The organism is Pararhizobium sp. DWP1-1-3 (genome assembly GCF_049896125.1).
Classification (GTDB): Bacteria; Pseudomonadota; Alphaproteobacteria; order Rhizobiales; family Rhizobiaceae; genus Pararhizobium.
Genome location: NZ_JAFCTR010000003.1, coordinates 268,359 through 294,239 on the forward strand (window position 1 = coordinate 268,359; position 25,881 = coordinate 294,239).

Consider the following 25,881-nt stretch of genomic DNA (forward strand, 5'->3'; position numbering starts at 1 on the left):
GCCGGGTGCGTAACGCCCGCACACCAGACTGGCTGCTGTAAGGATTCGCAACGGGTAGCGTGGAAGGCTGGAATAAGGGCGCGAAGCGGAAATAATCTCCGCTCTCGGCTGCTGACAGGTGCGGGGCTGAGTTCGAACTGTCCGCACCGGCGACACTCAACAGGAACAGCGGACATCGAAGCTCTTACCGCTGAGGTCTTCTGCCGTCCTACTGGCCCGGTCATACCTTACAAACCACACGGAGTGCCACTGACGGCTGCGGCCCATGGCGGGTAAGAAAATCCTGTTATGGAACTATCCGCTGCGATATTCTCACCCCATGAGACTTACCCAGACCATAGGTTTCTGCAATTCGGCAGATGGCACCCGGATCGCCGTTGCGTCCTGCGGAAAGGGACCTGTGATCCTGCGGGCTGCGCACTGGCTCAGCCATGTCGACTACGATCTCCAGAGCCCCGTATGGCGACCGTGGGTCCATGCGCTTTCGGCCGGCAACCAGTTCGTACGTTACGATCCGCGTGGCTGCGGCCTGTCCGATCGGTATGTCGCGGACCTCTCGGTTGACGCTTGGCACAGTGACCTCGACGCTGTGGCAGCATCGATCGGGGAGCCTCAATTCGTCCTCCTCGGCCTTTCGCAGGGCGGCGCTCTAGCCATCGCCTATGCCGCAAGGCATCCCGAGCGGGTATCGCACTTGGTACTGCTGAATGCCTACGGCCAAGGGGCCCGGACCAGGGCACAGACGGACGGGGAGCTTCTGGAAGCAGAGACCCTCGTCAATTTCATTCGTGTTGGCTGGGGACGCGACAATCCGGCGTTCGCGCAGTTCTTCACCAATCTTTTCATCCCGGACGGGACGCCTGAACAGCATCGCTGGTGGGGCGATCTCGAGCGCCAGACGGCAACAGGCGATGTTGCTGCGCAACTGCTTTGGAACATGCAGGGGATCGATGTGCTGGACGTCGCGGCGAAGCTACGCGTCCCGACCTTGATCGCGCATAGCCGTGGCGACATGCGCGTCCCGTTCGAACAGGGCTGCAAGCTCGCAGCCGCGGTTCCAGGAGTACGCTTCGTACCGCTTGAGAGCAAGAACCACGTATTGCTGCCGGACGAACCCGCCTGGATGGTTTTTCAGGCCGAACTGGCTGCCTTCCTTGGGCAGGATAAGCCCACGCGTCCACGTGCGGTCCGCGAGGCGGGTCTGACACAAGCCGAGGCGACACTGCTCGACCTGGTGGCGGAAGGGCTCGACAACCGTACGATCGCCGAGCGTGTCGGCAAGAGCGTGAAGACGGTACGCAACCAACTGTCGATCATCTTTGGCAAGCTTGGCGTTCGCAGCCGATCGCAAGCTATCGTCATTGCGCTGTCCAGATAGCGGGCGCCAGGGCCGGCCGTCTTTCTTCGTATGGCGGAACGGGACATTTGTCCCCCATGTGAACAAATTTCCTCACCAGGACGGGACTTACGCCTCATGCCATCCACCCGGATGGCGCCCATGCTCCGGTTGTGGGCGGCAGGACGCCGTCGGGAAACCGGAGGAATCCACATGACTGAACTTAACGAAGGAGCTCTCAATGAACTCGTGGGGCGCGTGCTTGGCGACCTGGGTGGTGCAGTCAGCGTGCCGCTGGTGCGGATCGGCGATGCCCTCGATCTCTACAAGACCCTCAAGGAGATCGGACCGGCGACATCGGAAAAGCTTGCCGATGCAGCGGGATGCTCGCCACGCTATATGCGTGAGTGGCTGTCGGCCCAAGTGGCCTCGGGTTACGTGCACTACGCGGAGGGGCGGTTCTCACTGACTGCCGAGCAGGCATTCGTGTTTGCTGAACCCGATAGCCCCGCCAACCTGATCGGCGCGTTCGATACCGCTGCTGCGATGGTCGAAAACCAGCCGAAGGTGCAGTCAGCCTTTAAGACCGGGCGAGGCGTTGCCTGGAGCGAGCAGGCCGGATGCATGTTCTGCGCCGTGGCACGGCTGTTCCGGCCGGGCTATGTCAACGCCCTAGTGCAGGATTGGCTTCCGGCGATGGACGGCGTCGTCGACAAGCTGAGGGCCGGGGCAAATGTCGCCGACGTGGGATGCGGGCACGGACTGTCGACGATCCTGATGGCACAAGCCTTCCCCAACTCCCAATTCACGGGCTACGATTTTCATGCGGGTTCGATCGCTGCTGCGACCGCGCATGCCCGATCGCATGGGTTGATGAACCTGAATTTCGAAGTGGGCCGAGCCCAAAACTTCGGCGGGCGCGACTTCGATCTTATTACCTGCTTCGACTGCCTGCACGACATGGGCGACCCCCAGGCAGCGGCAACGCATATACGCAAGGCGCTGAAGGCCGACGGCACGTGGATGGTGGTTGAGCCGATGGCCGGGGATAAGCTGGAAGACAACATTAATCCCATCGGGCGACTTTACTACTCTGCCTCCACCATGATCTGCGTTCCCACGTCTCTGGCGCAAGAGACCGGGCTCGCGCTTGGTGCCCAGGCGGGCGAGAAGCGGCTGGCAGAGGTGATCCGGTCAGGTGGCTTCACACATGTTCGGCGGGCGGCTGCGACTCCACTTAACATGGTTCTCGAAGCCACCTGAGGCAGCGATGGCGCGTGGCGGTTCCGTAGCGCGATTTGCCCGAGGGACTTTCTAGGCGCACCGCATTGTCTCAACGAGGCTATTTGGAGATTCCGTCCACTGCAAGGCGACGGCAATAGCCTCGGCCTCGTGGCGAACTTCCGAACCGCCAAGTTAGCATGCTTTGGGTAGGGAGCGTTTCATGCATACCCTGATCGCTGTCGCAACCATCACCGGGGCAGGCTTTTGCTTCATGCTCGCGAATCTGGTTATGAAAACGATGGGGGCACGCCGTCGCTACCAGCAATCACCATCACTTTTTTTGCAACAGGCGCCTATTTCGAGGTTGAGGCACTAAAGCAAGCCTAACTCGGCTATGCCATAACGTTTATCCTCGGCTGCGAACTATTGTTGTCGCTGGCAATCGCGATCCTATCCCTTGGGGAAGCCTATTCGGCAAGCAATCTTGTCGGATCGCCTTGGTCGTGATTGGTATCGCTTTACTGCCTCAGCCAAACGAACGAGACGTCGTCCAACGCGACGACCCGATTCGCTCTTAGACGTTTCCTTAAAGCCAATCATGTCGCTGCTATTGAGTGATCGCTATTAGCGGATTGTGTTGAAAAACTTGCGGTGTCGATTTTCGCTTTGCGGCGAGCTGTGCTCGTTGCAATTTTGGCGCCAACGCTTTCCCCTAATTAAACAGTGGAAATCTCATCCTGGACCCCAGGCTACAGATGATGTCGCTGGTCGAGCCACTCTGGATCTGGAGCTGGATGTCCAGATACTTGCGGGCGATTTTCGACAGGAATGCCGGCAATACACCGATCGTTGCCGGATAGATCGTACCGATCCTGATTTTGCGCAGTGTCTTGCCGGCAGTGGCGCCCGTCGCCTGCGCACCCATATCGATATCGCTCAAGATCCACACCCACTTTCCATGGAAGGTTTCACCCGCAACGGTCAGTTCGACCCGTCGTGTGGAAAGGACAAACAACTGCACGCCCGGAGGCTTAGCGTGGAAGCCGACTTTTCCCAGAAAACGATGGCGCTTGAGCAGACATCGACCGCTCCTATGTGGGGCGTATCGAGCGGGGCATGGAGAACGTTACCGTTTCCGCCTTAGACGCACTGGCAGGTGTTCTTGGCGTCAATGTTACGGAACTCTTCGTCGAGGTAGATGCGACCTCTTTGCGCCCGCATCCAATAAGGTCCGGCAGAGAACCCAAGCGATAATCACGTTACTTTTGGTGTAGTCTCACAGGTGATCGAGACAATATGTCCAAGGAGCGGCGGCAGCGATCGATCCTGACAATGTGTTGCCTGCGCGCCTAGAGCTGGGAGCGCCGTCCGGACTTCCACAATAAAACGTCGCCCCGCCAAGCTTGGATGGTCCAGCCAGTTTAGAACTGACACGCTTGAAAAACAGTCGACAATCCGCTTGACGGAATTCACCTGGATAGTAGGTATTCAACCGCCCCGCCATCGGCGTCGAGTTCGCGCAAGGCCCTCCGTCAGTCTGAAAGCTCATCCATGTCAGAGAAAAGTCCCCATCGCGGGCTTGTTGTTGTCGCGGTCATGGCAAGCATGGCGATGATCGCTATCGAGGCAACGTCGTTTCCACGGCAATGCCGCAGATTGCTGCCCAACCTGGACAGATCAATCTCTATTCCTGGGTTTTTTCGTCTTTCCTGCTGACCCAAACAGCGACGACCGTCTTTTTTGGTAAGCTCGCGGATATTTATGGTCGCAAACCGATGATCCTTATCGGCATCGCACTGTTTCTGTTTGCCTCGGTACTCGCAGGGTTCGCATGGTCGATGCCGTCGATGATCGCCTTCCGTCTCCTGCAAGGGATTGGAGCGGGGGCAATTCAACCTGTCGCCATGACGGTTGTTGCCGATCTCTTTCCCGGCAATCAGAGAGGCAAGGTCCAAGGCTATCTAGCTAGTGTCTGGGCGCTGTCTGCCGTTGTTGGGCCGCTTCTCGGCAGCCTCATCATCCATAATCTCCCATGGGCATGGGTTTTCTGGATCAACGTACCGGTCGGAATTTTTGCAGCCTTTGCATTCATGTTCTTTTTGCATGAAGAAAAGAGAACCCGGGTTGTATCGATCGACATCCTCGGAGCCGGACTGTTCGCCATCTCCATATCTGCCCTGATGATTGCGTTGACGGAAATGGAGACGACAGTGTCCGGTTATGCAATCGTGGCCCTTACCGTCTTTGTCATCGCTCTTGCTGCTTTCATCTGGCAGGAGCGCCGCGCAGAAGCGCCGATGGTCGCGCCGGACCTATGGCTGAAGCGGCCGATAGCATTTGCGAATTTGGCTGTGTTTTTCGCGAGCATGTCGATTATGGGGTTAACGACTTTCTTGCCGATTTACGTCCAGACTGTTCTCAACCGCTCACCGCTCGTGGCAGGTTTTGCATTGACAATGCTGCTCCTAGTCTGGCCATGCGGTGCGACAATCGCATCACGCACGTTTGCACGCTTTGGCTTGCGACCGATCATGATCACCGGCAGTATCTGCATTCCTGCCGGCACGTGCTTGCTCGTCCTGCTTACTTCCTCGAGTTCGGCGTTATTGGCTGGTGCGGGTTCGCTTGTCATGGGCTTTGGTATGGGATTGCTCAATATCAGCGCCTTGATTCTCACCCAGGATAGCGTGAGTTGGTCTGAGCGCGGCAGTGCCACTGCTTCAAACGTCTTTTCCCGCAACCTTGGAAGCACGCTAGGCGCGGCAGTGCTCGGCGCGGTAATGACATATGGCCTTGCACACTCCACCAATGGCCAGCCGACAACGCCGGAGCAACTGCGAGGTCTCCTGAATGGAACTGGCGCAATCATGGCTGAAAGAGAAGCAATTCGGCTTGCCTTGCAGCACGCGCTGCATTCCACATTCGTGGTGATGCTGTTGATTGCTGTGTTGATCGTGCCCGTCTGCCTGCTTGTTCCAAGGCACGACGCCCGCCGAGGAATTCAGCAAAATGCGTGATCTCCTTCGGAAAGGGCTCCTAGAACAGCTGAAGCAGGACCCAGGCCTCTCGTGTTAGCCGAACTACGCGCCATGCGATTTTCGCCACCTACGTTACAAGCGGCCCTTTGCTGTCAAACTCACTCGCCTTGATCCAGTTCGAACCAACGACCCGTTGTTTCTCAGCACCGAGAAAAAAGTCTAGCTCGTTGGCAAAGTATCTGGCCATTTCTGCGCGCCATAGAGGACGCGAAGACTACGGACCACTGTATCGGTAATTGCATACGCCGCGAGACCAAGTAAGTTGAGCGCCAGAAATCCCCGCTTCTCATCCTCGTTGCACGCAATATTCCAGCGTTATGGAGCAAGTGCCACAAGCTCAAATACGCGGCTCGCAATTTCGCGTTCATCCCGCGACGAACCGGTATCCCGTGCCGTCGCGCTCGACGTAACCGACGCCGGGATAGCTCCAGTGATAGCCAAGGATACGAAGTTTCTCGTTCGCTGCCTTGTCCAACAGTGCCGCACGGCTCGCGAGAGCAATTTCCTGTTCGGTGTCGAAGCCGAAGTGCCATTTTGTATTGCCGAAAGAGACAATTTCGTTCGGGATGACGTCGCCCGCTATCAGCAAGTTTCCGTTACCTGCCAGCTCCAGCGAGATGTGGCCTGGAGTGTGGCCGCGTGTGCTTACGACATTCATCCCTGACACGATCTCATCTCCCGGCTTGACGAGCGTCAGCCTGTCCCTCACGGCGAACAGGTCGCGCTGCGACCCACGGGCAAAGGCGTGCAGCGCTTCCGGTATGGACGTCTCGTAGCTCGGGTCCGTCCAGAACGACCACTCGGCTTCGCTGACGTAGTACTGGGCGTTCGGAAACAGCAGGGAGCCGTCGGGCAATGTGGTTCCCCCTGAATGATCCGGATGCGCATGGGTGAAGACTACCTTCGTAATCGACGCCGGGTCGACGCCTATCGATGCGAGGTTGGCCGCTAACTTTCCATCGGTCGGCTGGAAGTTCGTCCCCGCCCCGCTATCGACAAGGATGAGGTCATCCCCGTGTCTGACAAGAGGTATGTTCGTCTGAAGCGCGGAACTGTCGTGCGTTCCACCCAGGAGCCCGAGGACACGCTCCACCTCCTCGGCGTCGGCATCCGGCATTAGTATGCTTGATGGGAGTGTTATAAAGCCGTCGCTCAATACGGAGACGTCGAAGCTTCCGTGCTTCAACTTGTGAAAGCCGTCTGCGGGAACGCCCGGTGGAAGCGTCGTTTTCTCGGAAGTCATAAGGGTCTCCTTTGTTCACGCTCTCGGACTATGCCTGTCCACTTTTAGAAAGCCATCGCCCATCAGGGGGTTACCAAGCAAGCGGATCGCCTTTCCATGAACTCTCACGTTGTTCCCAACTGATGTCGGAGGAGGCTATGCCCGTTGCCTGTCGAGCACCAAGGAGTTTGGATGAGAGCCTGTGAGTTGCCGTGAAAGAGCGCAAACGCATGCAGACGCCGGATCCAAACTGGGTTATCCCGGACATGATCCAGGGAGGGTGGCATGGCCAAGTCTCGACAGCACGTTTCGGAGATGACGAGGTTCTCCGTGCCTGCAACGGTTTCTCCCGAGGCCGCTGCGGTTCTCAGAACGATCTACGATGCCGGGCGAGATCTCCCGCCAATTGCGACGCCTCGGTCGGCTTTCGAATTCCAGCGACTTCACGAAGAAATGGAGACCGTGTTTGGCGCGCCGAACGCGCGGCTCGCCGAGGAGCTTGGGACCCTGATCCAGCGCGGCGAACTTGGCGGCGTGCCGGTCTTGCGTCTGTATCCGGAGGGCTACAAGCCAGGTGGACGTACCCTCGTCTATCTGCACGGCGGCTCCCACGTGTTCCTGTCGGCTGCGAGCACGGTGGGCACGCCGGCGCGTGTCGCGAAGGCCACTGGCGCTGAGGTCGTGTCGGTCGACTTCACCCGCGCGCCCGCGGCACGTTGGCGGACCGTGACGAACGAGGTCCTTGCCGTCTGCCAGGCACTGATCGTTGGCGGGACTGAGCCTTCATCCGTCGGTCTGCTGGGCGAGTCGGCGGGCGGCGGGCTTGCGGCCGGCAGCGTCCTGATGATGCGCGAGCAAGGATTGCCCCTACCCGGCGCTCTTTGGCTTCTTTCGCCGTGGGCTGATCTCAGCGGCGCCGGAGACAGCCGCGATACGCTGCAGGACTGGGATCCCGCGCTAAGCGCCGAACTGATGGCGGCATGCGCCGAGGCCTACGCCGATCCAACCGAGCAAAGAACACCGTTCGTGAGCGCGGTGTATGGCGACTTCGGGGGCGCCTATCCGCCGACGCTCATCCAAGGTGGCACTCGCGAATTGCTGTTCAGCGATTTTGTGAGGCTGTATCAAGGCATCCGAGGCGCGGGACACGAAGCTGTCCTTGATATTTATGAAGGCATGCCGCACACGTTCGCGGGCATTCTCGGCGACACGCCGGAATCCAGGACGGCCATCGGAAGAGGCGCCGAATTCTTCCAACGGCACCTTGGAAGCTGATGTTCCTGTGGCAATACCCGTCACGTCAGTTCCGAGGCGTGGACAGGCCGGGTAGCTGAAAGCGGAAGGTACATCCGCGAGGGGCGTTTGGCGACGCCGTTATTCGACCGCCGTGATTTTCAACGATGGACCGGCAGATCGCCAGGCCCATGCCTATGCCATTCACCTTCGTGGTGAAGAAAGCGTCGAACACACGGTCGGCCTCCTCCGTTGCAAGGCCCTTTCCGTTGTCCGAGACGGCGACTTCAATGCGTCCCTCTTCGATGTGCTCCGTTGAAACGGAGAGGATGCGAGGAGAGCTCTCCGCGTCCATCGCCTCGATACCGTTCATGATAAGATTAAGGATCACCTGCTGGACTTGCACATGGTCGCAGCTCGCGAGACACCCCTCCTCTGCAAATGACTTCCGGAGGGATATTTCGTGTCGGTCGAGCTCGTTAGCCGCGATGGCGAGCACTTCCTTGATCACTTCGTTGACGTCGATCTCAACGAACTTAGGCGGCGCCTTCTTGGCCATCGAGCGTATGCTGGCGATGACCTCGCCGGCCCGATGTCCATCATTAATGATGCGCTCCGCGGCTTCACGCGCCTCGGCGATATCGGGCGGTGAGCCTTCGAGCCAGCGGAGGCACCCGGCGGCGTTGGTAACGATTGCCATCAGCGGCTGGTTGACCTCGTGCGCGATCGAAACCGCGAGCTCGCCCAGCGCGGTCAACCGCCCCACGCGGGAGAGAGCGGCCTGCGCCTGTTCGGCCCGCTTGATCTCTTCGATGTCCACGGTCGTGCCATGCCATCTGATGACGTTGCCGTCCTCGTCCCGCAGCGGCGCAGCCCGAGCGAGGACGTGATGATAGACGCCGTCGAACCGACGCATCCTACATTCGACTTGTCCAGGGACGCCGGCGTCGCGCAGCCGCGCGAACAGCCCAAAAACCTTCTCGCGATCGTCCGGGTGGCATGTCTCCTGATGGTTCAAGGCCTCTTCGAACGTCGTGTAGCCAGTATAGTCCCACCACTCCTTGTTCGCTGCCTCGAAGACGCCGTTCGCATCAGTGCGCCACACTTGAACCGGAGTGAGATCGAACTCCTGCTGCAGCTCGTCGCGTGCCTGACGCGCCTCCTGCTCCGCCCGCTGCAAGCTCTCAAACAAGACCGCGTTTTCGATCGCGATCGCGCCTTGCGAGGCAAGCAGATCGAGAAGCAATAGCCTTTGTTCCGTAAACCACGCAGGCTGCTTCTCGGACTCGAGGTAAATCAAGCCCACCAGCCGCTTCTGTGCGACGAGTGGCAAACAGATCGCGGCCCTCGCCGTTACGGAGGACGTAATTCCTAGCGATGCCCGGTCCGGCTGAAGATCAAGCACCGTTCTCTGTCTGGTTTCCGCGACCCGCGTCAGCACGGCGGTAGGCAACTCGGAGAGAGTACCGTCTTCAAGATAAAGAACCTGACCGGCGGAAACCTCACCCTTGGCGACCGGCTGCATCTGCCCGGCCCGCAGCAACAGCAGGCCGGCACGGCACGCTCCTGCGTGCTGCATGGCCGTCAGTGTCAGTTTTTCGACCAGACGATCGAGTACCATTTCCTGCGACAGGGCCTGCGATGCACCTATCAGGTCGCGCAGGTCGTTGTCCGTCTCGATCATTCGACGCTCCAGGCCCCCAAGACGCCGGAAACTCAACGGACCCGTCGTGCCCGCTCCTTCCGGCGAAATATTCGCGACCTTGTGCCCGAAGAAAAGCAATGTCCAGTGAGATTCCGTGAGGTTTGTCGGAAGGGCGCCGATGCTCAGGATCGACGAGCGCCAGGATGTCGGAGTTCAGCTCCTCGGCGTGCATTGACAGCATTCCATGCCAGGAGGCCTAAGCGGCGGTCGCTTTGAGGCCGACGGTCGCCTTTTCGAACGGCACGAACCCAGGAAGCATTTCGATCCTTCCGAGCCATGCCTCGACATAGGGGAATTCGATCAGGTCGATGCCGCCTTCCGGCGCGCGGGCGACATATCCATAGAGCGATAGGTCTGCCAGCGTGGGACGCCCTGCAACGAGCCAGTCCGCTTGCTTGAGCTCGGAGTCCAGCAACTTCAGCAGTCGATAGGATCGGCCCAGCACGTCCTCGGGGACCTGCTTCCTGCCGAACAGGCTGACACGCCGCGCAGCAGCGGGACCGTAGGCCACTTCCCCGGCGGCGATCGAAAACCATTTCTGAACCTGCGCGGCCCCGAGTGGATCTCCGGGGAGCCAGTCGTCCCTGCGATACTTCATCGCGAGGTGGACGAGGATGGCGTTCGAGTCCGAAACAACGGCTCCGTCGTCGACGAGTACTGGAACCTGGCCGAACGAGTTCAACTTCAGAAACTCCGAGGACTTCTGCTCGGCTTTTGCAAAATCGACCAGCACCAATTCCACAGGCACTTCGAGCAAGGAGAGCAGCAGCCTTACCCTGTGCGAGTGACCCGACCGAGGGTTGTGATAGAGTTGCATCGGCGTCCTCCAGTTAAGAGTGAGGGCGGTGTGTCGCCCTCCGGATCCCGAGTAGCTTTGGGAACGGAGACGGTCTTTCGAAAAAGTCCGTTATGAGGAAGCTGCTATGTCGTACGACGGCCCTGGTGAGGAAGGAGCCACAGGCGACGTCCGCTATCGAGTGCTGGATCTCGTCGAACCGGGCGGGCCTGCGAGTTCACGCCCAGAGTACCCGTGTCGAGGATCATCTTGGAAAGCCGGCACGCAATCGTACTTTGAGGAAGTCCGCCGTATTGCCGATAGTTCGCGTCCTGCTACGTTAAGCTTGAAATTTTCGGGTGGAACGATCATGGACAGCATTGCAGGCCTGCGGAGGCTCCGCGACCTTTCGGCGGTCGGAGATCGCGAGACGATAGCCGCCGCTCTCGTCGAAGCATGTCTCAGCTCGGATGCCGTCAGTCAGGCGGACGTGATATTCCTTCCCGATACCTTTTCGCCTCCGGACGTGCCGACGTCAGCCCTATTGTCCCTTCGGAGCAGCCGGATGCCCGTCGTTGCAACGCTCGGCGATGCGGTGACCGTCCTGTTCGTCCCGCTCGTCGTCGGCGACACCATCCTGGCGATCTTGAAACTTCACGGCCATTCGCCATTCAGTACCGACGCCACCACCGCGTTCGAGCTCCTTGCGTCGTACGCGGCGGCGCTCCTGGAAAGGTGCGACCTCGCGCTCAAACTGGAGGAAGAAAGTGCGAAGGTCCGCATCGCGGAGCTCGAACGTCGGCGATTTTGGGACACGCTACCCGCCCACGCCTGGCATTGCGAACCCAATGGAAACCTCGTGGCGGTAAATGAGGCTTTTGCTGAGTTCTTTGGTCTGAAGGACCAGAAAGTCGCGGAGTTCGGATATCATAACATCTTTCATCCCGACGACTATGAAAGGGTCATGGGGATCTGGATCGAGGCGATATCCAAAGAGCTCCCTGGGCAAGCCGAAAGCCGCATGGTTGGGGCGGACGGTACGATCCGTACGTTCCTGATCCGTGTCGTTCCTATACGCGACGAAGATGGGACTATCATCCGCTGGTACGGCGTCAACACCGATGTCGAGGACCTGAAGCTGGCCCAGCGCGAAATCGCCAAGACCGCGGAGGCGCTAGCGGAGGCGCAAAAGATAAGCCACACGGGAAGTTGGTCGTGGCGTTGCGAAGACGATGTGTTCTCGTGCTCCACCGAGTGCGCACGCATCTTCGGGCTGGAACCGGACGACACGCCAACCTTCGAGGCGATGCTCAAAAGACTGCATCCCCACGACAGGCCGGGGCCGGTTCAAAACTCTCTCGATCCCTCGATCGAGGAGATGGATAACGAGCTAAGGGTCGTACTTCCCACGGGGCTCACGACCATCGCGGAAAGTCGCATACGCATCGTCCGTGACGACAAGGGCCACGTCACGGATTATGTTGGGACAGTGCGGGATGTCACGGAGTACCGACTTGCTCAGAACAGACTTCGGGAAAGCGAGCGACGTTATGCGGCGACCCTGTCGAGCATCGCAGACGCCGTCATCTCCGCCGACGACCGAAATCGCCTTACCTTCATCAATCCCGTTGCCGAACGCCTCACGGGCTGGAACCACGAAGATGCGGTAGGACGCCCCGTCGAAGACGTCTTCCGGCTCGTTGACCGGGGACGGGGAACCGTCGTCGATCCAGTTTCCAAACTTCTGCGACAGGAGGTCGATCCCGCCCATGAAATTCATTACGAGCTTCGCAGGAGGACGAGTTCAAACCTCGTCGTCGAGGCCTCGGGAGCGCCCATCATCGATGCTGACGGCGAACTGAAAGGTGCTGTAATCGTGTTCCGCGACATGACTCAGCGCAACGAAATCGCGGAAGCTCTGCGGCGATCGCACGAGGATCTGGCGAGAATGGCGCGCCTGACGGCCGTTGGAGAACTGGCTGTCTCGATTGCCCACGAAATGAACCAGCCTCTGATGGCGATCGTCACAAACGCTGCAGCCTCCCGAGCCTGGCTTCAAAACAGTGATCCGGACATCAAGGAAGCGGTGGAGGCAATCGGATCGGTCATCGAGGACGGACATCGCGCCGGGGAGGTCTTGCGCGGGATCATGACCCTCGCCCGCAACGCTCGACCCACGATCGAAAGACTGAGCCTCAGGTCCGTGATCGACGAGGTCCTTCAATTGACAAGGAGCGAGCTACGTCAGCGCGGCGTGGAGATCCTCATCGATATCGACGACACCGCGGATGCAGTAAGCGGCGACCGCGTACAGCTTCAGCAGGTTCTTATCAACATGATTATGAACGGCGCCGACGCCATGGCCGGCACGGGCGACAAGCGTACGATCAACGTCGCGTCGAAGGGGCGACCCGACGGGTTTACCCAGATAAGCGTCTCTGACAATGGGGTCGGGCTCGCGCCGGAAACGGCGGAGCGAGTGTTCGAGTCCTTTTTCACCACAAAGGCGACCGGAATTGGCATGGGACTGTCGATCTGTCGTTCGATCATCGAAGCTCATGACGGTCGGATCTGGGTCGAGAGCGAGCCTGCAAAGGGCACGACGTTCAGCTTTACACTGCAGCGTCTGCCATCCGTGACAGGGCAATCCGAAGCTCCTGCAGGATAGGGGGTGGGGATCGAAACTCGTATAGGAGAGATGCATGCGGCCGTTCAGCTCGCACACGCCGAAGCACTGCTCCTGCTCGAAACCTAGACTTACGAACGGCCCGCAGACCGATTCGAGCCGGAGCGCCGTAGTCGTGCGGAGCTGAAGCCTGCCACGGCCGACTCCTTCCGGCGGTTACCAGACTGACATCATGTCTCTAAGGTTTGGCCGCCACAGGCGTCCATCGGTCGGGCGAATTGTTGAGCGAGTGGTCGAAGCCGCATCGCGCTGTCTTCAGAATCCATAGTGACAAAGGCCCCAATGTCCGTCGGGCCTTCTGCCGAGCGGCCAATGGAATGCGCGGTCCTCGGACGCGATCGGATGCTCGTTGATCGAGGCGTGACGATAGGTCATGAGGCCGTCGGCGTTGAATTCCCAGTTTTCGTTGCCGTACGCTCGAAACCACGTACCGCTATCGACATGGAATTCGTAGGCGAACCGCACCGCAATCCGGTTTCCACGGAAAGCCCACAGCTCTTTTATGAGGCGGTAGTCGAGCTCCCTCGCCCATTTCCTGGCGAGGAAGGATTCGATGGCCGGGCGACCGTGGACGAACTCGTCGCGGTTCCGCCAGTGGCTGTCGGCGCTGTAGGCAAGCGACACCTTGTGGGGATCGCGGGAATTCCAGCCGTCCTCCGCCTGGCGGACTGCAATGTCAAATGGTCGAGCGGCGGACGCGTCATGTTCAATCCTCGCAGCTCACCTTTTGGACGCGGCAGCTTTCAACGCTGCGATCTCGGCTTCCAATTCCTTGATCCGGACGTCCCTGCTCTCCATTGCTTTCAGCACCTCGTTCGCCTCGAACCTTAACGGGATGTGCTGGGGGCAGTTCGCGTCCCAGGCGTCGACGTTGAACTGGATGACCTGTTCGGGTCGTGCCTGATAACCTTTGGGCATTAGATGGTTGATTAGCGCCTGGTCTCCCTCGACGACGCTTGCCGTTCCCCAAATTTTGACGCGGGACCGGCTGCCATAGTCGATCAGAAACAGATAGGCCTTGTCGTTGTCGGCGAGGTTCCCCTGTGTGATGTATTGCCTGTTGCCAACGTAGTCGACGAACGCGATCGTCTTATCGTTGACAACCCTGAGAAACCCCGGCGGTCCGCCTCGATGCTGGATATAAGGCTGGCAGTCCTTGTTGGCGGTCGCCATGAAGAAGCTGATCTGGCTTTCGACGAAAACCTTCAGCTCCGGCGTGATCGCCGTCGCCCATCCACCGCGTTCCTCAACACGGGCGTAGGACCGTCGCGACCCTTTTCGGGTCTGTATCTCTTTCACGGAGGGAGTGAAAGCGACGTCGCTCGAGTAGTGTGTGTCCGCGTCCATTGATCCTGCTCGTTTTACGCGCGCAGCGCAGCGCTGCGGTTCCGCAGTCTCCTATCAAACACCCCCGTAGACAAGGCGGGCGAGTTTCGGTTCGTGCTCTAACATTTCCGGCATCACGTAGCTGAGGGGCGCCACCACGCAGGGAGGATGCGTGGTGGCGTATCCTCGATCTAGTTCCGGCCGAGTTTTCGATCGAGGAAATCGTGAATGAGAGGCGCCATCACCGGAAGCTTGTCCTCGAGAGCGAAGTGGCCGGTGTCGAGAAGATGCATCTCGGCGTGCGGCAGGTCTCGCAGATAGGGCGAGGCCCCGTCGGCGGGGAAGATCTTGTCGTTCTTGCCCCATACGATCAGGGTCGGCGGCTTCTTCTCTCGAAAAAATTTCTGAAATGCCGGATAGAGAGGGACGTTGGTGCCGTAGTCGCGGAAGAGGTCCAACTGGATGTCGCGGTTGCCGGGACGATCAAGCAACGGCTGGTCATGTCCCCAGTTGTCAGGATCGATATGCGCGAGGTCGCTCATGCCGTCCGTATATTGGAACTTCGTAGTCTCAGGCTTTACCAGCACTGAAAGAGCTTCGCGGTTGGCCGGCGTATCGTCCTTCCAATACGCCTTGATAGGATCCCAGAACGCAGTCAGTCCCTCTTCATACGCGTTGCCGTTCTGAACGATCAACGCCGAGACGCGGTCAGGATGCTTGAGCGCGAGGCGGTAACCCACTGGGGCGCCGTAGTCCATCACGTACATTGCATATTCCTTGACGTTCAACTGGCCGAGGAGGCTGTCGACGATGTCGGCGTAGTGCTGGAACGTGTAGGCAAACTGCTTGTGGTCGGGAGCGTCGCTCTGGCCGAAGCCCGGATAGTCCGGAGCAATCACGTGATACTTGTCGGCAAGGATCGGGATGAGGTTTCTGAACATGTGCGACGACGTCGGAAACCCGTGCAGCAGGAGCACGACCGGCGCGTCCGCGGGGCCGGCCTCCCGATAGAAAACCTTCGTCCCGTCAACGTCGGCGGTATGGTAGGTGACCTGGGGAACGACGAGCTTTTCTTCAGCAACAACCTTCTTCGCGGCATAGGAGATAGTGGGCAGGGCCGTGGATGCGGAGAAGGCCAATGCGAACGCCAACGCTGTCCGGCTCAAGATCATGGTTTGCATAGTATCCTCCGATTTGAGTGTTTAACGATGGTCCAAACCCATCTAGTTCGTCGGTCGGCTCCGGGAGTAGGTTCTTCGGGACGCCTGTTGGATTGCTACGCTCAATGAAGCTGAAGGACGAGCAAGTTGCGGTAAGCCGACGTGAGTTCCCGTGAAGTCCTGTCGCCCGGAGTCGACCAGACAGGGAAATTCCTAGACGATGGTATAGTTTTTCACGACTTACTCCGACCTAGCATGGCCATAAGGCGAATTGTCGTGCCTCGAACGCGCGCGTACGTTTCCTGCATGACAGCAGTGCAGTGAACATTTGCAGAAGGCGGGGAGACAGCCATGCAAGTCCAGTTCGATACGCGCCGGCAGACGGCTTACGAACATTCGAACAGATCATCGGGCGAGCAGTCACGAGACGGTATGGACGGCGCGATCCAATTTGGGCGCTTCTGCGCCATCCCTCATTCCCGGCAGCTCCTGATGGATGGAAGACCTCAGGAGATCGGCGGCCGCGCCTTTGACCTACTCATGGTGCTCCTGAAATCGAACGGCGGCATAGTCAGCAAGGACGAAATCCTAAACAAGGTCTGGCCCTCGATGATCGTCGAAGAGTGCAACCTCCGCTTCCAGGTGAAGTCGCTGAGGCGGGCGCTCGGCCCCGACGGCGACAAGATCAAGACTGTCGTAAGACGGGGCTACATGCTGATCCGAGAAGACTCCGGCGACCGTAGCCCCGGAATAGAAATCGCACCCTTGCCGACGCTTTTGAAGGCCGCCCCGACCCCGGTGGCGACGCCTCACACCCCTCTAGTCGCACTGATCGAAGACGACGAAAGCGTCCGCCGCGCCATCTCCTCGCTTCTCCGGTCGGTAGGTCTGCGAGTTGGCTCGTATGAATCCGTGCAGTCGTTCCAAGATCGCGGCAAGGATGAAAGCCCGGACTGCCTGATCCTCGACGTCTGTCTTCCCGGACGGAATGGTCTGGACTTTCAAGCGGATCTTCTAAAGACGGGTTTGTTCTGCCCTATCATCTTCATCAGCGGTCACGCGGACATCCAGATGTCGGTGCGCGCGATGAAGGCCGGAGCGGTGGAATTCCTGACGAAGCCGGTTCGGCACCAGGATCTGCTGACTGCGGTGGACAGCGCGGTCGGGCGCTGACGCGACGGACAATCGGGGAGCGAAATGCAAAGGGGAGCCCGCAGCAGTTGTCGGCCGGCTCCCTTTTTGCACAGCTTCGCATTGCAACAACGCTGCACACTTGCCCCTGCAGCGCGTTCAAGATGCACGCGCGTGGAGCGCTGATTAACGCGGCTGTTCATGCGCGTCCCCACCGGATCTCACAATGCATCGTGACAACTCACACCGATGGAATCCGACCCGTAGTAACCTCGTGGGCAGATGAGTTAGACGCCATGTCGGCTCCAAAACCAAGCGAGGTGAATGCGATGAACAAGTGGCTCACAAGTACGGCTATCCTGGCCTATCTGCTGTTTACGACGGGCGCGGAGGCTGCGTCCAAGCCGACCATTGTCCTCGTCCACGGCGCGTTTGCCGAGTCCGCAAGCTGGGACGGCGTCGCGGAGAAGCTTCTGAAGGACGGCTATCCGGTGATCGCCGTGGCAAACCCTCTGCGGGGACTGAAGTTCGATTCTGACTACGTGACGGCGGTCGTTAAATCTATCGACGGACCGATTGTTTTGGTCGGCCACTCGTATGGGGGGTCGGTCATAACGGACGTCGAAACCGAAGGTACGGGCGTCAAGTCGTTGGTCTTCGTCGCTGGGTTTGCTCCCGACGCGGGAGAAACCGCAAGCGAACTAGGCAAGCGATTTCCTACGGGGACCTTGGGCCCGACGCTTTCCACCCCCGTTCTTCAGCCGGACGGGAAGCACGACGTGTACATTCAGCAGAGTAAGTTCTGGAAGCAGTTTGCTGCGGACGTGCCGGAGGAGAAAGCGTCGCTCATGGCGGCAGCCCAACGCCCCATTACGGTCGAGACATTCGATGAGAAGTCCGGCGAACCGTCGTGGAAGCGGCTGCCGTCGCATTTCATCTACGGGACGGCCGACAACAACATTCCTGCTGACCTCCACCAATACATGGCCAAACGTGCGAAGGCCAAGAAGACCATCGCCGTCGAAGGCGCGTCACACGTCGTGATGATCTCACATCCGGACATGGTGTCGGCGATGATCGAACGCGCAGCAGAGGACAAATAGGCGCGCTACGCTGCACCCAACATCCTGAATGGAGCATGAAATGCAGACCAGTATCGCCATAAAGGTGAGCTTAAGACTGATAAGGAACGCATTCGGAACCATCGACGACTGCCTGCATGTCGAACATTTTCGCGTCCCCGATCCCAACATCTCCCTCTCGAAATTGACGCGGGAGAACGGGCACACGGCAATCACGACGTCGTTGGGGTCGGGGGCCGGGACTTTCGTGGTCGCGGCGCAGGACTCAGAACTGCGCCTCGAACAGAGGGGGCGCGTTCTGTTTCAAGGACTCATGGTCGAGGAGAGCGTGTCCTTCGTCGAAGGGCCGGCCCCTATCACCGTCGAACTTCACTCCGACGCCTGCCTCTACGTCCTGACGTTCCTCAAGACGCCGCATGGCGGACCTTGCTCCGTCACTGGCGGACGGTTCAACCTTCGCGACTTGCGTCTGGCCGAACTCGTTGCCGAGATAACTGAGTGCTCCGCAGAGAAACGGACGGAACTGACGAGAGAGTTCGCGCGCCTGGCATTCGAGCGTTACTCGTCCCTCCCTCGCGTCCATCCTCTTTCGGCGTGGAGGTTGAATCGCGTCCGGCGCTATGCGGAAACGCGTCTGGACCAGCGCATTACACTGGAGGAGTTGGCAGACGTGGCCGGTTTCTCCCGCGCGCATTTCGCGGCGACCTTCAAGGCGGCCACCTCAGTGAGCGCGCACGAGTTCCTGCTGAGAATGCGTATCCAAGCGGCGATGAGGCTGCTTGCCTTCTCGGATCTCGCCCTCGTTCAGGTGGCGCTGCAGACCGGTTTTCAAAACCAGCCGCATTTCACGACTGTCTTCAGAAGGATTATGTCGGTGACTCCTGGCAGATGGCGGGACAGCCGTCGAGGGCCAGGCCCAGCCGCCGATGGCCCGGCTCGGCGTCCCCCGCTCGTCATCGATCACCGGCGGAATGAGCCAGATGGCAAACCTGCCTCCGATCTTCACTAGAACGCACAACCCACGGAAGGAGAAAATCATGGCACGCATTCCAATCCCAGCCACCCTGGAGGCTGCACCGGAAGCATCGAAAGCAACGCTAGAGGCGGTCAGGACGCAGATCGGCTCGCTTCCAAACGTCTTCAGGATGATGTCCAACAGTCCTGCGGTCCTGGACGCCTACGTGGCGCTAAACGGAGCGCTCGGTAAAGGTAGGCTCGACAAGAAGATCCGCGAGCGGATCGCGTTGGCCATCGCGCAAAAAAACGGGTGCGAATATTGTCTTGCCGCTCATACCTACACCGGGACGCATGTCACCAAGCTTAGCCTCGAGGAGATCGCGGCCGCGAGGCGCGGCGGGTCGTCTGAGGCGAGAGCCGGCGCCGCAGTCAAGTTCGCAGTGAGGATCGCCGAGGCGCGAGGTGGCATCTCGACTGAGGACGTCGATGACGTAAAGGCAGCAGGATTCGACGACGGCGAGCTGCTGGAGATCGTCGCGCATGTCGCCGCGAACACGTTCACCAACTATCTCAACGAAGTCTTCAAGACGGACATCGATTTCCCGAAAGTGGAACGCGACGCCGCGTGACCACTCCTCCGCCAATATCTTGAAAATAGAACCCCGGCAGGCGCCCAACGCCTGCCGGGGTTTTGGCGATGGACACGATTCAGGCATATGAGATGCAACGACTCCAGACCGGTCGCAAAAGAACAGGCCCTCGCGGTGGGGGATCGCGAGGGCCTGCTTTCGGAGATCGCGGCCTGTTAGGGGATCAGGCGGTGCGTGGTTGGCGGGTTCCGCGAGCGATCTCCGTGGAGCTAGATGTTCGGACTAGACCCTTCCGGTATGTCGAAGCTGACCGTCTTCGCCGCGAGGACACGATGACTGGGATCGGCGAGTTCGACGAAAACCTTATGCCTGCCCCGCCGGAGACCGACGATGATCAAAGTCTCGCCGCTGGCGTCGACGAAGTGCCAGGGCAGATCGTCGACCTTACTTGAACGTGACCGATCCGCGGCGAGACCTGAAGGGCGGCCCTTCCGAAGACTGGGACGATACGAAGGTTTTCCGCCCAGTACTGAATGAACACCTAGCCGCGCGACAGAGGATCGGACAACGGCTGGTCGACAATGAGTTCCGGCGCTGGCTCGTCCTCGATGGGGATCAGCGGGCACGGACCGCGTATGTCGCGAGCGCTGGGTGTTGTAACTGTCTCTCGGGCCATGACGATCTCCAAACTGACTTGCCGGATCGGCGACCGCCGGGACCTTCCCTAAGCGGCAACCATCTCATGGCCGAGTGTCGTCCTTGTAGCCGTCAAAGTCGAAAGAGTTCGCGTGAGAGACCGTGGTATACGCTTGGAGACGGCTGCGACCGTCCTAAGGCCGCGATTGCCCTGTGCCGATGACTTGCCACTTGTACGTCGTGAGCCCCTCGAGTGCGACTGGGCCTCTCGCGTGGAGACGCCCGGTCGAGATGCCGATCTCGGCGCCCAGCCCGAATTCGCCACCGTCGGCGAACTGGGTCGAAGCGTTCCACATGACGATCGCGCTGTCGACACCCGACAGGAAGCGAGACGCGGCCTCCTCGTCCGCTGTGATGATCGCATCTGTGTGCTGAGATGAATGCCGCCCTATATGCGCGATCGCCCCTTCCACCCCATCGACCATCGCGACCGAACATATCGCGTCGAGATACTCGGTATCCCAGTCTTCAGACGTCGCTGGAACCATCCGGGGGTCCAGGTCGATTGACAAGTCGTCGGCGCGCAATGCACAGCCGGCGTCGGCAAGCGCGGCGACAAGCTTGCGCGCATAAGGATATCGGCGGTCGATCAACAGGGTCTCCGTTGAACCGCATACGATCGTTCTCCGCATCTTCGCGTTGACGACGATCCTTTCGGCCATGTCCGGATCGGCTGCGGCATGGACGAAGGAGTGATTGATGCCGTCACGATGGGCGAGGACCGGCACGCGCGCATCTGCCAGTACCCGCTCGACGAGCCCTTTCCCACCGCGCGGGATGATTACGTCGATGAGACCTTGTGCTCGCAGCAATGCTCCTACTATCGCGCGATCAGTCGTCGGCGCCACCTGAACCGCGTTGCGCGGCAGCCCTGCTTCGACGATGCCATCCGTCAAGGCTGCATGGAGCGCGAAATTGGTGCGCTCGGCGTCGGAGCCTCCTCTCAGCAACGCGGCATTGCCAGACATCAGGGCGAGACCACCGGCGTCCATGGTGACGTTCGGGCGACTTTCGAAAATGATGCCGACCACTCCGAGCGGAACTCTGATCCGCTTCAGCAACAGCCCGTTCGGCTGCACCTTGCTGTCGATCACCTTTCCGACGGGATCGTCGAGCGAGGCAACGGACTCGAGTGCGGCCGCGATCTGCTCGACGCGGGCTGCATCCAGCTTCAGCCGATCCCGCATAGGTGGCGTGATTCCAACCTGGTCGGCTTCGTGGACGTCTTCGGCGTTCGCGGCAAGAATATCCGACTTCGCCTCACGGGTCAGACGAGCTGCGGCTCGAAGCGCTTCCGCTTTCTGTACGGTGGGCGCTAGCGACAGGATTGCCGATGCGCCCCTTGCTCGTTTTCCCATTTCGGCAACAAGTGCGTCCGCCTCCCGATCGGAAACCGACGGTCGGCGGTCCGACGCAGCCCTCGCGCCGGAAGACGGTTCACCTCTAACCATGGTTTCGCGCATCTCAAGCATTTATCGCTCCGTTGATCACCGAGACCTTGCTCCCTAGCAACGTCTCGTAGTAACTACCATAATAGTAGTTAACTCCTAGCCTTCCCACGCATGCCTTTCAAGTCTGGACTTCGCCTTGAAGCACAAGAGTTTTGAGACCATGCAATGCCCCGTCGCACGGAGCCTCGAGCAGCTTGGCGAGTGGTGGTCGATGCTGATCCTCCGCGACGCTCTGCACGGATATTCGCGTTTCGAGGAGTTCGAGCGCAGCCTTGGAATTGCACCGGGCATGCTCGCCAGACGTCTTAAATCTCTGGTCGAAGCGGGGATGCTCGAGCGCCGTCGTTACAGCGCGTCGCCGCCCCGCTACGAATACATCGCCACAGAACGATGCCGCGACTTCGAGACGGTTCTCCATGCCATGCTCGCGTTTGGCAACCGGCACTTCGCCCCCGAGGGCAAGAGCGTTGTGATCGTCGACGCCGAGACCGGAGCGGAGGCGGAACCCGTCCTTACGGACGCCGTGAGCGGTCGACCGATGTCGCACCCCAATTTCCGCTGGACGGCAGGGCCTGCGGCCGCGGAAGACGTACGCCAACGCTACGCTTTGAAGCGTTAGGCCTTATACCGGGTCGGCCTTCAATGCGACCCGGACGGCGTCAAGCAGATCGGAAGGATTGACCGGCTTGAGGAACACGTTGGTCGCGCTGGAGCTGCGAGATCGGCTTCCGTTCGCGGCGTCTGCGTGAGCGGTTATCAGGATCGATGGAATGGTGAGCGCCATGTCCGAAAGCTTGTCGAGCAGATCCAGTCCTGAAATCCCGGCAAGGTGTATATCGGTGATCAAGCAACGCGCGGCGGCCAGTTCCGCCGAGGCGAGAAACTCTTCGGCGGAGGCGAATGCGGCTACGCGAAACCCGGATGCCCGCAGCAGGCCCCTGAGGGCGTCGCGAACCGACGCGTCGTCCTCGACGCAGATTACGAGAGGCGGATTGACAGTTTCAGTCATCGAACGATCCTGTTGCCCCGATCCCCAGGGTGGGGCGCCCGCTGCCAACTCACGTGCGAGCGCACGTGGGTCGAATGCTAGTTTCCAATCGATGGGCTGCCTCTCCCGCCCAGCTCGAGAAGGTCATAGTGGCGTACGAGTTCGGGTAGCGTCTGCACATGCATCTTCTGCATGACGTTTCCGCGGTGCAACTTCACTGTCGCTTCAGTGATACCTAGCATCGATGAAATCTGCTTGTTGCGCTTTCCCTCCACGACGAGCACGAGGACCTCCTGCTCCCGCTTCGTGAGCCTGTCGAAGTTGGCGCGCGCGCCCGCGGCCGCCGCCTCTTTCTTCACCGAGCCGCTCTCTCGTCTCAGCGCGGCATGGACGGCATCAAGCAGATCCTGCTCTCTGACGGGCTTGGTGAGGAATTCCGCCGCGCCGGCCTTCATTGCGCGAACGGCGATCGGCACGTCGGCATGCCCGGACATGAAGATCACCGGCTTGAGGAAACCGCGCGAGCGCACTTCCTCGTAGAATTCGATGCCGCTCTGGCCGGGAAGCCTGACGTCCAGGATCATGCATCCCACAGATGCCAGTTGCCCCTTCGCCCAGAACTCACCCACGGAGGAAAATGCCTCCACGTCGAACCTCATGGACCGGAGTAGGCCGACGAGAGACTCGCGAACGCCCCGGTCGTCCTCGATGACGACCACCAGCGAAGAACCTTCCCCACCCTGTCTTTGGCTCATGTGTCCCCCATCGCTCCAGACACCCGGGTCGAAAGGTGAGAATGCTATGCCTGGAACGTGTTGAACGCCAGAGCGGACATCGTCGGCGTCATGCGTTTGGTATTCCATGATGCAAATGGTCCGTGGGCCGTCGAGCGAGGAGATGTTCGGCGACCTGGCCAAAGAGAAGGGCCAGGCCGCCCCTTATGATCGACCAAATGATCCGACGTTTACGAGAAACTCGAGAAGCAAGCATCTCTGGATTGTAGGTCATGAGCGATCCTAGTTGGGCCTAACTTCATCATGACGACGCCCCCGACCTGCGTTTATCGAAAGCGTACGATTTCGCGCGCGTCTCCTTTCCCGGCGCATGGGCCATCATCGCACGAATTCGAAATATGCGTGCGAACTCCCACCATAGTGTGCTCGGAATGGGGTTCGGAGCCTCAGGAATGGAGATCGCTAGAACACCCCTCAAATACACGCGGTTGGAGCCGTCAGCGTGAACTCACTCTGATTCGGAGGTTAAAATGCAGAAAGCCCCAAGACTATGGATATCGTTCCTGGGCGTTTCCGCGGTCTCGATCGCCGCAGCGGCCATCGGCGGCGCGGTGGAAAACGTTTCGCCGGTCTACGGCGTCAGTCTTCCCGGAGGGTACCGGAACTGGCGCATGATTACCGTCGCCCACGAGGCGGGCAAGAACAACGACATTCGCGCTATCCTTGGAAATGACGTCGCCTATGAGGCGTTCCGCTCGGGCAAGAAGCCTTTTCCAGACGGTTCGATAATCGCCCGCCTGGCATACGTCTACAAGTCGTCGCCGGAAAACGACGCCGTATTTCCGGCGCCCCAATCCTTTGTCGCCGGCGATCCGACGAACGTCCAGATCAGCGTGAAGGACTCGAAGAAATATGCCGAAAGCGGCGGCTGGGGCTACGGACAATTCGAAAATGGGATCGCCAACCGAAGCGAGCCGCTCTTGAAGAGCTGTTTTGCCTGTCACCAGAAACTGAACGGGTCGAAGGACCTCGTGTTCAGCCACTACTCCCCGTGAGCGTGGACGCGGACGTCAATAGAGAAAGGTAGTTCAATGCGAACGAAGTACCTGCGGATCATCCTCGCCATGCTTGCCGCCGAAACCCTCTTCATCAATCCCGTCGCTGCCGAAGACGCGGTCCATGGCAGCATGGCGCACATGAATGTCAGCGGACACGAAGCGGCCTACATGGCCGAAAATGCGGCCGCGATGAGCAAGATGATGACGGAGATGGATGTGAAGCCGACGGGAGACGTTGATCGCGACTTCGTGGCAATGATGACGCCGCACCATCAGGGCGCCATCGACATGGCGGCCGCGGTCGTGAAACACGGCAAGAACCAGAGGATTCGAGAGATCGCGCAGAAGATCATCGCCGATCAGCGGCAGGAGATAGCTGCAATGAAGCTCGCAGTCGGCGACCCCGCGTCGCCTTCGGCAGAGGGCGCGACCTGCGCGACCACATGCGCGCAATCTCTCCCGTAGTGACGGATCGAAATCGCCACGCCGATTTGTAGCGGCCGGTCAGCGGTCAGGTGATGTTAGGACCGGGCCATCCTCTCGGGGTGGTTTTGATCGCGCAGGAAAGCGACGAATGCCCGCATGGAGGCATTCAGATGGCGGTGTCTGGGGTAATAGAGATGCAGTCCCGGATAGGGCGGTGTCCACTCTCCTAGCAGTTCCACCAGAGCTCCGGCTTCCAGGGCGGGTGAAGCCATCCACTTCGTCACGTATGCAAGGCCGTAGCCATGGACCGCCGCTGCAAGAATGAGCCTAGAATTGTCAAGCACGAGGCCGCCCGTTGTTTCGACGACCAGTGGTTCCCCTCTCCGTTCGAACTCCCAGCGGTACAGGCCGCCTCCGGGCATTCGTAGCTGAACGCAACGATGGTCTTGTAGGTCAGCTGGCGATCGTAACGCAGGACGGCCTGCAACATACCCTGGTGCGGCGACGACGATATGCTGCTGCATCGGCCCGACTGGGATTGCGACCATGTCCTCCGAGATGATTTCGCTGGAACGGATGCCGCAATCGAACCCGTTTTCAGCGATGTCGACAAGCCGTCGTTCACTGACGATTTCGACCCGCACGTCAGGAAACGCCGCCATGAATTCGAGCATCAAAGGAGCCAGGACCTGCTCTGCGGCCGCCGCATCCGCGTTGATCCGCAACGTTCCAGAAGGCTTGGAACTGAACTCGCCAAGTTCGTCGGCGGCGTCGGCGATCTCAGCAAGTGCTGGGCGAAGTCGGGCGAAAAATCGTCTGCCGGCGTCGGTGAGCGATACGTTGCGGGTGGAGCGGTGGAAAAGCTGCACATTGAGGCGGGTCTCCAGGCTCGCGACGCTGTGGCTGAGAGCGGAAGGACTGAGACCGCTTCGTCGAGCCGCAGCTCGAAAACCGCCGTACTCCGCGACCCCAGCGAAAGCTGCCAGCTCGGCGGGCGACAAGGCGCCTACCGTTCGAAATCTCTCAGCATGCCGTTGGTCGTTGTCCATCTAATCAGCACAAT

General features: G+C 59.7%; 22 protein-coding genes and 4 pseudogenes. 14 read left to right on the forward strand and 12 right to left on the reverse strand.

The features are described from left to right. Positions 1-319: 319 nt before the first annotated feature. The 3 genes from ACP7BS_RS09280 to ACP7BS_RS09290 all read left to right on the forward strand — a co-directional run bounded on the left by ACP7BS_RS09280 (position 320) and on the right by ACP7BS_RS09290 (position 2,936). Positions 320-1,378 (forward strand): alpha/beta fold hydrolase, encoded by a 1,059-nt coding sequence (locus ACP7BS_RS09280; protein WP_426237758.1) that lies wholly within the window; start codon positions 320-322, stop codon positions 1,376-1,378. 171 nt (positions 1,379-1,549) lie between these two features. Then, positions 1,550-2,599, forward strand: coding sequence for a class I SAM-dependent methyltransferase (locus ACP7BS_RS09285; RefSeq protein WP_426237760.1), 1,050 nt, complete (start codon positions 1,550-1,552; stop codon positions 2,597-2,599). A 181-nt stretch (positions 2,600-2,780) separates the two neighbouring features. Beyond that, positions 2,781-2,936, forward strand: coding sequence for a hypothetical protein (locus ACP7BS_RS09290; protein WP_426237762.1), 156 nt, complete (start codon positions 2,781-2,783; stop codon positions 2,934-2,936). Positions 2,937-3,305: 369 nt separating this feature from the next. On the opposite strand, the pseudogene ACP7BS_RS09295 reads toward ACP7BS_RS09290, so the two are convergent. Beyond that, positions 3,306-3,638 (reverse strand): annotated as a pseudogene (locus ACP7BS_RS09295) (hypothetical protein); the annotation flags it as partial. A gap of 38 nt (positions 3,639-3,676) precedes the next feature. On the opposite strand from ACP7BS_RS09295, the gene ACP7BS_RS09300 reads away from it, so the two are divergent. Further along, positions 3,677-3,814, forward strand: coding sequence for a hypothetical protein (locus ACP7BS_RS09300; protein ID WP_426237764.1), 138 nt, complete (start codon positions 3,677-3,679; stop codon positions 3,812-3,814). Positions 3,815-4,111: 297 nt separating this feature from the next. Next, positions 4,112-5,577, forward strand: a pseudogene (locus ACP7BS_RS09305) (MFS transporter). A gap of 385 nt (positions 5,578-5,962) precedes the next feature. On the opposite strand, the gene ACP7BS_RS09310 reads toward ACP7BS_RS09305, so the two are convergent. Continuing rightward, positions 5,963-6,841: an MBL fold metallo-hydrolase gene (locus ACP7BS_RS09310; protein WP_426237765.1), complete on the reverse strand. Its 879-nt coding sequence runs from the start codon at positions 6,839-6,841 to the stop codon at positions 5,963-5,965. Positions 6,842-7,105: 264 nt separating this feature from the next. On the opposite strand from ACP7BS_RS09310, the gene ACP7BS_RS09315 reads away from it, so the two are divergent. Further along, positions 7,106-8,095 carry an alpha/beta hydrolase fold domain-containing protein gene (locus tag ACP7BS_RS09315; protein WP_426237767.1) on the forward strand — a complete coding sequence of 330 codons (990 nt, stop codon included), beginning with the start codon at positions 7,106-7,108 and terminating at the stop codon, positions 8,093-8,095. 25 nt (positions 8,096-8,120) lie between these two features. Here ACP7BS_RS09315 and ACP7BS_RS09320 read toward each other — a convergent pair whose 3' ends face one another. Together ACP7BS_RS09320 and ACP7BS_RS09325 are read right to left on the reverse strand one after the other, a co-directional pair. Continuing rightward, positions 8,121-9,737: a GAF domain-containing sensor histidine kinase gene (locus ACP7BS_RS09320; protein ID WP_426237769.1), complete on the reverse strand. Its 1,617-nt coding sequence runs from the start codon at positions 9,735-9,737 to the stop codon at positions 8,121-8,123. 217 nt (positions 9,738-9,954) lie between these two features. After that, on the reverse strand, positions 9,955-10,575 hold the full coding sequence (locus tag ACP7BS_RS09325) for a glutathione S-transferase family protein (RefSeq protein ID WP_426237771.1): 621 nt from the start codon (positions 10,573-10,575) through the stop codon (positions 9,955-9,957). Between the two features lie 328 nt (positions 10,576-10,903). On the opposite strand from ACP7BS_RS09325, the gene ACP7BS_RS09330 reads away from it, so the two are divergent. After that, a complete protein-coding gene (locus ACP7BS_RS09330; RefSeq protein ID WP_426237773.1) occupies positions 10,904-13,201 on the forward strand; it encodes a PAS domain S-box protein in 2,298 nt (765 codons plus the stop codon). Between the two features lie 273 nt (positions 13,202-13,474). On the opposite strand, the pseudogene ACP7BS_RS09335 reads toward ACP7BS_RS09330, so the two are convergent. The 3 genes and pseudogenes from ACP7BS_RS09335 to ACP7BS_RS09345 form a co-directional block, all read right to left on the reverse strand. After that, positions 13,475-13,923, reverse strand: a pseudogene (locus ACP7BS_RS09335) (DUF1348 family protein). A 16-nt stretch (positions 13,924-13,939) separates the two neighbouring features. Beyond that, on the reverse strand, positions 13,940-14,566 hold the full coding sequence (locus ACP7BS_RS09340; RefSeq protein WP_426237775.1) for a pyridoxamine 5'-phosphate oxidase family protein: 627 nt from the start codon (positions 14,564-14,566) through the stop codon (positions 13,940-13,942). Between the two features lie 170 nt (positions 14,567-14,736). Next, positions 14,737-15,726, reverse strand: coding sequence for an alpha/beta fold hydrolase (locus tag ACP7BS_RS09345; protein WP_426230433.1), 990 nt, complete (start codon positions 15,724-15,726; stop codon positions 14,737-14,739). Between the two features lie 330 nt (positions 15,727-16,056). Here ACP7BS_RS09345 and ACP7BS_RS09350 point away from each other — a divergent pair, with 330 nt between their 5' ends. The 4 genes from ACP7BS_RS09350 (at position 16,057) to ACP7BS_RS09365 (ending at position 19,504) form a co-directional block, all read left to right on the forward strand. Continuing rightward, positions 16,057-16,878, forward strand: coding sequence for a response regulator (locus tag ACP7BS_RS09350; RefSeq protein WP_426230434.1), 822 nt, complete (start codon positions 16,057-16,059; stop codon positions 16,876-16,878). A 287-nt stretch (positions 16,879-17,165) separates the two neighbouring features. After that, the gene (locus tag ACP7BS_RS09355) at positions 17,166-17,939 is read left to right on the forward strand and encodes an alpha/beta fold hydrolase (RefSeq protein ID WP_426230435.1); all 774 of its coding nucleotides are present in this window, start codon (positions 17,166-17,168) and stop codon (positions 17,937-17,939) included. A gap of 40 nt (positions 17,940-17,979) precedes the next feature. Further along, positions 17,980-18,927 carry a helix-turn-helix domain-containing protein gene (locus tag ACP7BS_RS09360; RefSeq protein ID WP_426237777.1) on the forward strand — a complete coding sequence of 316 codons (948 nt, stop codon included), beginning with the start codon at positions 17,980-17,982 and terminating at the stop codon, positions 18,925-18,927. Between the two features lie 28 nt (positions 18,928-18,955). Continuing rightward, positions 18,956-19,504: a carboxymuconolactone decarboxylase family protein gene (locus ACP7BS_RS09365; RefSeq protein WP_426230437.1), complete on the forward strand. Its 549-nt coding sequence runs from the start codon at positions 18,956-18,958 to the stop codon at positions 19,502-19,504. 230 nt (positions 19,505-19,734) lie between these two features. Here ACP7BS_RS09365 and ACP7BS_RS09370 read toward each other — a convergent pair. Both ACP7BS_RS09370 and ACP7BS_RS09375 read right to left on the reverse strand, forming a co-directional pair. After that, positions 19,735-20,141: pseudogene (locus tag ACP7BS_RS09370) on the reverse strand (DUF6130 family protein). 154 nt (positions 20,142-20,295) lie between these two features. Further along, the gene (locus ACP7BS_RS09375) at positions 20,296-21,633 is read right to left on the reverse strand and encodes a glutamate-5-semialdehyde dehydrogenase (RefSeq protein ID WP_426230438.1); all 1,338 of its coding nucleotides are present in this window, start codon (positions 21,631-21,633) and stop codon (positions 20,296-20,298) included. Positions 21,634-21,748: 115 nt separating this feature from the next. On the opposite strand from ACP7BS_RS09375, the gene ACP7BS_RS09380 reads away from it, so the two are divergent. Continuing rightward, complete coding sequence (locus tag ACP7BS_RS09380) at positions 21,749-22,231, forward strand: winged helix-turn-helix transcriptional regulator (RefSeq protein ID WP_426230439.1); 483 nt, start codon at positions 21,749-21,751, stop codon at positions 22,229-22,231. 3 nt (positions 22,232-22,234) lie between these two features. Here the strand turns inward: ACP7BS_RS09380 and ACP7BS_RS09385 are convergent, their stop codons facing one another. Continuing rightward, positions 22,235-22,621 carry a response regulator transcription factor gene (locus ACP7BS_RS09385; protein WP_426230440.1) on the reverse strand — a complete coding sequence of 129 codons (387 nt, stop codon included), beginning with the start codon at positions 22,619-22,621 and terminating at the stop codon, positions 22,235-22,237. A 77-nt stretch (positions 22,622-22,698) separates the two neighbouring features. Next, positions 22,699-23,355, reverse strand: coding sequence for a response regulator transcription factor (locus tag ACP7BS_RS09390; protein ID WP_426230756.1), 657 nt, complete (start codon positions 23,353-23,355; stop codon positions 22,699-22,701). Between the two features lie 509 nt (positions 23,356-23,864). On the opposite strand from ACP7BS_RS09390, the gene ACP7BS_RS09395 reads away from it, so the two are divergent. Further along, the gene (locus tag ACP7BS_RS09395; RefSeq protein WP_426230441.1) at positions 23,865-24,389 is read left to right on the forward strand and encodes a cytochrome P460 family protein; all 525 of its coding nucleotides are present in this window, start codon (positions 23,865-23,867) and stop codon (positions 24,387-24,389) included. 69 nt (positions 24,390-24,458) lie between these two features. Further along, on the forward strand, positions 24,459-24,857 hold the full coding sequence (locus ACP7BS_RS09400; protein WP_426230442.1) for a DUF305 domain-containing protein: 399 nt from the start codon (positions 24,459-24,461) through the stop codon (positions 24,855-24,857). A 56-nt stretch (positions 24,858-24,913) separates the two neighbouring features. Here ACP7BS_RS09400 and ACP7BS_RS09405 read toward each other — a convergent pair whose 3' ends face one another. Continuing rightward, positions 24,914-25,819 carry a LysR family transcriptional regulator gene (locus tag ACP7BS_RS09405; RefSeq protein WP_426237778.1) on the reverse strand — a complete coding sequence of 302 codons (906 nt, stop codon included), beginning with the start codon at positions 25,817-25,819 and terminating at the stop codon, positions 24,914-24,916. Between the last annotated feature and the right edge of the window lie 62 nt (positions 25,820-25,881).

Excerpts from the sequence above, each read along its gene's own strand:
- ACP7BS_RS09320 (WP_426237769.1), bottom strand. The coding sequence starts at position 9,737 with ATGATCGAGACGGACAACGACCTGCGCGACCTGATAGGTGCATCGCAG.
- ACP7BS_RS09345 (WP_426230433.1), bottom strand. The coding sequence starts at position 15,726 with ATGCAAACCATGATCTTGAGCCGGACAGCGTTGGCGTTCGCATTGGCC.
- ACP7BS_RS09350 (WP_426230434.1), top strand. The coding sequence starts at position 16,057 with ATGCAAGTCCAGTTCGATACGCGCCGGCAGACGGCTTACGAACATTCG.
- ACP7BS_RS09290 (WP_426237762.1), top strand. The coding sequence starts at position 2,781 with ATGCATACCCTGATCGCTGTCGCAACCATCACCGGGGCAGGCTTTTGC.
- ACP7BS_RS09280 (WP_426237758.1), top strand. The coding sequence starts at position 320 with ATGAGACTTACCCAGACCATAGGTTTCTGCAATTCGGCAGATGGCACC.
- ACP7BS_RS09390 (WP_426230756.1), bottom strand. The coding sequence starts at position 23,355 with ATGAGCCAAAGACAGGGTGGGGAAGGTTCTTCGCTGGTGGTCGTCATC.
- ACP7BS_RS09310 (WP_426237765.1), bottom strand. The coding sequence starts at position 6,841 with ATGACTTCCGAGAAAACGACGCTTCCACCGGGCGTTCCCGCAGACGGC.
- ACP7BS_RS09325 (WP_426237771.1), bottom strand. The coding sequence starts at position 10,575 with ATGCAACTCTATCACAACCCTCGGTCGGGTCACTCGCACAGGGTAAGG.
- ACP7BS_RS09285 (WP_426237760.1), top strand. The coding sequence starts at position 1,550 with ATGACTGAACTTAACGAAGGAGCTCTCAATGAACTCGTGGGGCGCGTG.
- ACP7BS_RS09385 (WP_426230440.1), bottom strand. The coding sequence starts at position 22,621 with ATGACTGAAACTGTCAATCCGCCTCTCGTAATCTGCGTCGAGGACGAC.
- ACP7BS_RS09375 (WP_426230438.1), bottom strand. The coding sequence starts at position 21,633 with ATGCTTGAGATGCGCGAAACCATGGTTAGAGGTGAACCGTCTTCCGGC.
- ACP7BS_RS09315 (WP_426237767.1), top strand. The coding sequence starts at position 7,106 with ATGGCCAAGTCTCGACAGCACGTTTCGGAGATGACGAGGTTCTCCGTG.
- ACP7BS_RS09300 (WP_426237764.1), top strand. The coding sequence starts at position 3,677 with ATGGAGAACGTTACCGTTTCCGCCTTAGACGCACTGGCAGGTGTTCTT.
- ACP7BS_RS09395 (WP_426230441.1), top strand. The coding sequence starts at position 23,865 with ATGCAGAAAGCCCCAAGACTATGGATATCGTTCCTGGGCGTTTCCGCG.
- ACP7BS_RS09340 (WP_426237775.1), bottom strand. The coding sequence starts at position 14,566 with ATGGACGCGGACACACACTACTCGAGCGACGTCGCTTTCACTCCCTCC.
- ACP7BS_RS09400 (WP_426230442.1), top strand. The coding sequence starts at position 24,459 with ATGCTTGCCGCCGAAACCCTCTTCATCAATCCCGTCGCTGCCGAAGAC.
- ACP7BS_RS09355 (WP_426230435.1), top strand. The coding sequence starts at position 17,166 with ATGAACAAGTGGCTCACAAGTACGGCTATCCTGGCCTATCTGCTGTTT.
- ACP7BS_RS09330 (WP_426237773.1), top strand. The coding sequence starts at position 10,904 with ATGGACAGCATTGCAGGCCTGCGGAGGCTCCGCGACCTTTCGGCGGTC.
- ACP7BS_RS09360 (WP_426237777.1), top strand. The coding sequence starts at position 17,980 with ATGCAGACCAGTATCGCCATAAAGGTGAGCTTAAGACTGATAAGGAAC.
- ACP7BS_RS09365 (WP_426230437.1), top strand. The coding sequence starts at position 18,956 with ATGGCACGCATTCCAATCCCAGCCACCCTGGAGGCTGCACCGGAAGCA.